Annotated in this window: 4 protein-coding genes and 2 pseudogenes; 5 read left to right on the top strand and 1 reads right to left on the bottom strand. The window is 58.9% G+C overall.

Annotation, left to right across the window (positions count from 1 at the left end):
* From VSR34_RS37650 to VSR34_RS37630, 5 genes and pseudogenes are all read left to right on the top strand, one after another.
* The coding region (locus VSR34_RS37650; RefSeq protein ID WP_342965143.1) for a group II intron maturase-specific domain-containing protein at positions 1-620 on the top strand (620 nt) is incomplete at its 5' end.
* A gap of 76 nt (positions 621-696) precedes the next feature.
* Positions 697-915 (top strand): annotated as a pseudogene (locus VSR34_RS37645) (IS3 family transposase); the annotation flags it as partial.
* A gap of 688 nt (positions 916-1,603) precedes the next feature.
* Positions 1,604-2,620 (top strand): histidine kinase dimerization/phospho-acceptor domain-containing protein, encoded by a 1,017-nt coding sequence (locus tag VSR34_RS37640; protein ID WP_342965142.1) that lies wholly within the window; start codon positions 1,604-1,606, stop codon positions 2,618-2,620.
* The gene (locus VSR34_RS37635; protein ID WP_342965141.1) at positions 2,620-3,054 is read left to right on the top strand and encodes an ATP-binding protein; all 435 of its coding nucleotides are present in this window, start codon (positions 2,620-2,622) and stop codon (positions 3,052-3,054) included. Before VSR34_RS37640 ends, VSR34_RS37635 begins: the two co-directional genes overlap by 1 nt.
* On the top strand, positions 3,045-3,200 hold the full coding sequence (locus VSR34_RS37630; protein WP_342965140.1) for a response regulator: 156 nt from the start codon (positions 3,045-3,047) through the stop codon (positions 3,198-3,200). The genes VSR34_RS37635 and VSR34_RS37630 overlap by 10 nt, the downstream gene beginning before the upstream one ends.
* Here VSR34_RS37630 and VSR34_RS37625 read toward each other — a convergent pair.
* A pseudogene (locus VSR34_RS37625) lies at positions 3,193-3,298 on the bottom strand (IS5/IS1182 family transposase); the annotation flags it as partial. The gene VSR34_RS37630 and the pseudogene VSR34_RS37625 overlap by 8 nt on opposite strands.

Raw genomic sequence — 3,298 nt, 5'->3', positions numbered from 1 at the left:
TTGATCGGTGGATGCAGAAACACCACCCGGAAGTTCCCTTCGAGCGCTACGCTGACGATGCTATCTGTCATTGCAAAAGTGAAGCGCATGCGCGCGCACTCAGGCAGGAACTGGAGCAACGGATGGCGGAATGCCTGCTGGAACTTCATCCAGAGAAGACCAAGATCGTTTACTGCAAAGATGCAAACAGACGAGGAACTCACCCGATGTGTCAGTTCGATTTCTTGGGCTACACATTCAGGGCGCGCAGCGCCCTGAACCGCGTGGGGAAATTATTTGCGAGCTTCACTCCCGCGGTCAGCAACAAGGCTGCCACGGCGATGCGGCAGGACATGCGTCGGCGGGGTTGGCTGCGGCGCTACGATCTCGGACTGGACGAGTTGGCGGATAAGACTCGTCCGGTCCTGAGCGGCTGGATTCAGTATTACGGGCGGTTTCACCGGTCGGTGCTCATCAATGTCCTACGCGCAATCGATTATGCGCTGGTGCACTGGGCACAACGAAAATACAAAACCCTTCACGGTCGCAAAGCGCGAGCGTGGGCGTGGCTGAACGGCGTTCGAGCTCGCCAGCCCGCCCTGTTTCCACATTGGTCGTTGGGGGTGTCGGTTGAACGATAGGAGCCGGATGAATCGAGAGATTCACGTCCGGATCTGTGAGAGCGTGCGGGTGAGATTCCTGGGCGCTACTCGACACAACTCGGTGATGGAGAGATTCTTCCTGAACCTCAAGATGGAGCGTGTGTGGCAGCGTCAGTACGCCAACCACGATGAGGCGCGGCGCGATATCAACCAGTACATCGTCGCTTTCTACAATCCGGTGCGCTTGCACTCCACACTGGGTTATCTGTCGCCCGCCGCCTACGAGGCGAAACCGACAGCGAAAGAACCTATCTGCCTGTCCGAAATTAGTTGACCACTACATATATAGTTCAGTCCGATCGAACTGTGGCGCAGCGGTTTGTTCATGGTCCGGTGTAAGCATTTCCACTGGCTCCTGACCTTGATGTAGCTCCTCCGTGCGGCGGCTTTTGCAGTCCCGTAGGCCGACGCGGCGTTTCGAACCATTCGCCTTTTCGAGCCGTATTGTGTCTGGGTCTATTCAGGCGGGCTTTGCTCGAGCCAGTCCCTCGTCGCATGTCGAATGTCGATACCGTTGACAAGGTAGACAGTGAACTCCGCGATTTTCTTCATGTTCACCGATGCGCTCGATATCCCTCCCGATGACCAGGTACTCGAGGCCATTCGGAATGACTCGCGCGCTCGCCGTCTTTTCTGTGACCGGTGTGCGCGTAAAGGCCCGAAACTCGTTGTCGATGACTGCGTCGGAACGGACAATCTGCGGAGCGGCGACAGTGTTCATGCGCGCAAAGACATCGCGGGCCGTCCGAAGGATATCTAATGCCACCTCTCCGAAAGGTCTCCTGTGGTTGTAATTTTCGATGCCGACGGCCTAAAATCGTCATTTTGCTTCTGTGCTGCGGGCTGGCAGATACGACATGGCGTCACCGGTCTGCGGAAAGGTTGTCGACACCTTGGGAGCGGGGCGGAACGTAGCGATGACGCATTATTGAACTGAGAGCACGTTCGGGAGAGAAAAAGCGATGTCTGGGCAGTCATCTCCGGTAGATCGCGTCCAGGTCGCGGGTGCGGTCATCACCGCACAGCTTGACGTCCGTGCGCGCCGGTCACCCGATTACGCTGCGGAAAACGAAACCCTGCATGCGCTGGCGCAGGCGCTGACCACCTCCCATCTGGCGATGCTACAGAAGCTGGTCGACATCGCCCTGGCATTGTGTGGGGCTGGCAGCGCTGGGGTATCACTTTGCGCCTACGAGGGGCCGGCCAGGACGTCTTTCCGATGGATTGCCGTGGCTGGGCGCTGCGCGGCTCTGGAAGGACACCTCGTGGCGACTGACGAAAGCCCAGGTGGTGTCGCTATCGCATTGAATTCGCCGCAGCTCCTTACTATTCCGAAGCGGTACTTCGACTGCCTGGCGAGGATCGTTTCTGACGTGACTGAAGAACTGGTCGTGCCCGTACCTGGCACGCCCGAGGTTCTCGGCGTGTTGTGGGTGATGTCCCATGACAGTCATCGTTTCGATAGCGAGCATTGCCGAATCTTGACGAGCCTCGCAAACTTCACCTGCGCAGCGTTGACGATTGCACGATCGAAGGCAGATGCCGAAGCGCGGGCCGTTGGCGCCGAGACAGTGAGGAATGCGTTGTCCAAAGCCGAAAGCGCGAGGGACAAATTCATCGCCGCGCTCGGTCACGAGCTGCGCCGGCCACTGGCTCCGATCGATAGCGCGCTGCAGGCGGCACAGAAGCTGGCGTCCGGCAGTCCGGCAGTGCTGTCCGCGCTGGCGCTTGCGAATCGACAGATGCAGCAATTGAAGCGCATCATCAGTGACCTGCTCGACGCCGAAAGATGCCGCCATGGGAAGCTCTCGGTGCGTCTCGCGAGCGCACTGCTTGGCGACATCGTGAAAGACGCGGTCGGTGCAGTGAACGAGGTGGCGTTGCACCACCGGCACCGGCTTCGCGTCATGCTGCCACCGTATCCTGTGACGGATTTTGCGAACGCTGGGCGGCTGACTCAGGTGGTCCAAACGTCCTGATGAACGCCGTCAAATATACGCCGCCAGGAGGCGAAGTCACCCTGGAGGCGAATGCGCCGGACCCTGGCACGATTCCCGAAGATGACACCCCAAGGGACCTGGTCATCAGGATACGCGACAACAGCATTGGCATTTCGCGAGAGCTGCTGCCGCACGTCTTTGACGTTTTCTTCCAGTCCGATTCGGCCAGGATGCGGGCCGAGGGCGGTCTTGGACCTGGTCTGTCAGTCGTGAGGTCTCTGGTTCGCGCCCATCTGGGCGACGTATCCGTTTGGAGCGACGGCGAAGGCAAAGGAACCGAGGTTACCCTGCGCCTGCCGGTCGTACATCGCAGCCCATCGCGCGCTTTGCCCCAACCCACCGGATACCTCCCGCCCGCATCCTGCTGGTTGACGACAATGCGGATGCAACCGAGGCACTCGCGATGCTGCTGACACTCGAGGGTCACAATGTAAGGCAGGCGCACAATGGTCCAGAAGCATTGGCAGTCGTGGAGTCTTTCACACCTGACATCGCGTTGATTGACGTTAACATGCCCGGAATGGATGGATATCAACTAGGGCGTGTTCACACTATCTGAGCCCATCAACGATGAGCGCGAAATTGATAAAGGCGAGGAACATCACGTCCAGTTTTTCGAACCGCGAAAAGATGCGGCGGAAGCCTTTGAGGCGGCGA

The organism is Paraburkholderia sp. JHI2823, assembly GCF_038900695.1.
Lineage (GTDB): Bacteria > Pseudomonadota > Gammaproteobacteria > Burkholderiales > Burkholderiaceae > Paraburkholderia > Paraburkholderia mimosarum.
The sequence above is the reverse complement of the archived record's forward strand: the minus strand, read 5'-3'. Positions and strand labels throughout refer to the sequence as shown.